This window comes from Mycobacterium pinniadriaticum, assembly GCF_026242045.1.
Lineage (GTDB): Bacteria > Actinomycetota > Actinomycetes > Mycobacteriales > Mycobacteriaceae > Mycobacterium > Mycobacterium pinniadriaticum.
The window spans coordinates 1-1,423 of sequence record NZ_JAPJDO010000102.1 but is presented as its reverse complement, the minus strand read 5'-3'; the positions used below and the strand labels follow the sequence as shown (position 1 = coordinate 1,423).

The following is a 1,423-nucleotide window of genomic DNA, read 5'->3' as shown; positions in this document are numbered from 1 at the left end:
TGGGCTTTGTTGCTGTAGGAGACGAGCAGGTTCTTGGTCTGCTGGTAGTGGTCGAGCATCATGAGGTGGTTCTCCCGCCCGATGCCGGACTGCTTGTAGCCGCCGAACGCCGCGTGGGCGGGATAGGCGTGATAGCAGTTGGTCCACACCCGGCCGGCTTTGATATCGCGCCCGGCCCGATAGGCGGTGTTGCCATCGCGGCTCCACACCCCCGCACCCAACCCGTACAACGTGTCGTTGGCGATGCGGATCGCGTCGTCATAGTCGGTGAACGACGTGACCGCGACGACGGGTCCGAAGATCTCCTCCTGGAAGACCCGCATCGCGTTGTTCCCGGTGAAGATCGTCGGCTGCACGTAATAGCCGCCGCCCAGGTCCCCACCGAGGTCGGCGCGCTCACCACCGGTCATGACTTTGGCGCCTTCACTCTTGCCGATCTCGATGTAAGACAGGATCTTCTCCAACTGATCGTTGGAGGCCTGCGCCCCGATCATCGTCGTGGTGTCCAGCGGATCACCCTGGCGCACCGCCTTGGTACGGATCGCGGCCATCGCCAAGAACTCGTCGTAGATATCGGACTGAATCAAACTGCGCGACGGGCAGGTACACACCTCACCCTGATTGAGGGCGAACATCGTGAACCCCTCCAACGCCTTGTCCTGATAGTCGTCATTGGCGGCCATCACATCGGAGAAAAAGATGTTCGGACTCTTACCACCCAACTCCAAGGTCACCGGGATCAGGTTCTGAGAGGCGTACTGCATGATCAACCGGCCGGTGGTCGTCTCCCCGGTGAACGCGATCTTGGCGATCCGATTGCTCGACGCCAACGGCTTACCCGCCTCCACCCCGAACCCGTTGACCACATTGAGCACACCAGCAGGCAACAGATCGGCGATCAACGACACGAGGTAAAGCACCGAGGCCGGGGTCTGCTCGGCCGGCTTGAGCACCACCGCATTACCCGCCGCCAACGCCGGCGCCAACTTCCACACCGCCATCAGGATCGGGAAATTCCACGGAATGATCTGCCCCACCACCCCCAACGGCTCGTGGAAGTGATACGCCACCGTGTCCTCGTCGATCTGCGACAGCGAACCTTCCTGCGCCCGGATCGCCGCCGCGAAATACCGGAAGTGATCCACCGCCAACGGAATATCGGCGGCCAGCGTCTCCCGGATCGGCTTGCCGTTGTCCCACGACTCGGCCAGGGCGATCGACTCCAGATTCGCCTCGATCCGATCGGCGATCTTGTTCAGGATCACCGCCCGCTCGGCAGGCGCCGTCTTACCCCACGCCGGCGCGGCCGCATGCGCGGCATCCAACGCCACATCGATATCGGCGCCGGTGGAACGCGCCACCTCACAGAACACCTCACCAGTCACCGGCGTCGGATTCTCGAAATACTCACCCCCCACCGGCG

The 1,423-nt window shown here is 62.8% G+C and carries 1 protein-coding gene; it reads right to left on the bottom strand.

All coding sequences use genetic code 11. The features are described from left to right. The coding region (gene adh, locus ORI27_RS32810; RefSeq protein ID WP_266001422.1) for an aldehyde dehydrogenase at nucleotides 1-1,423 on the bottom strand (1,423 nt) is incomplete at both ends.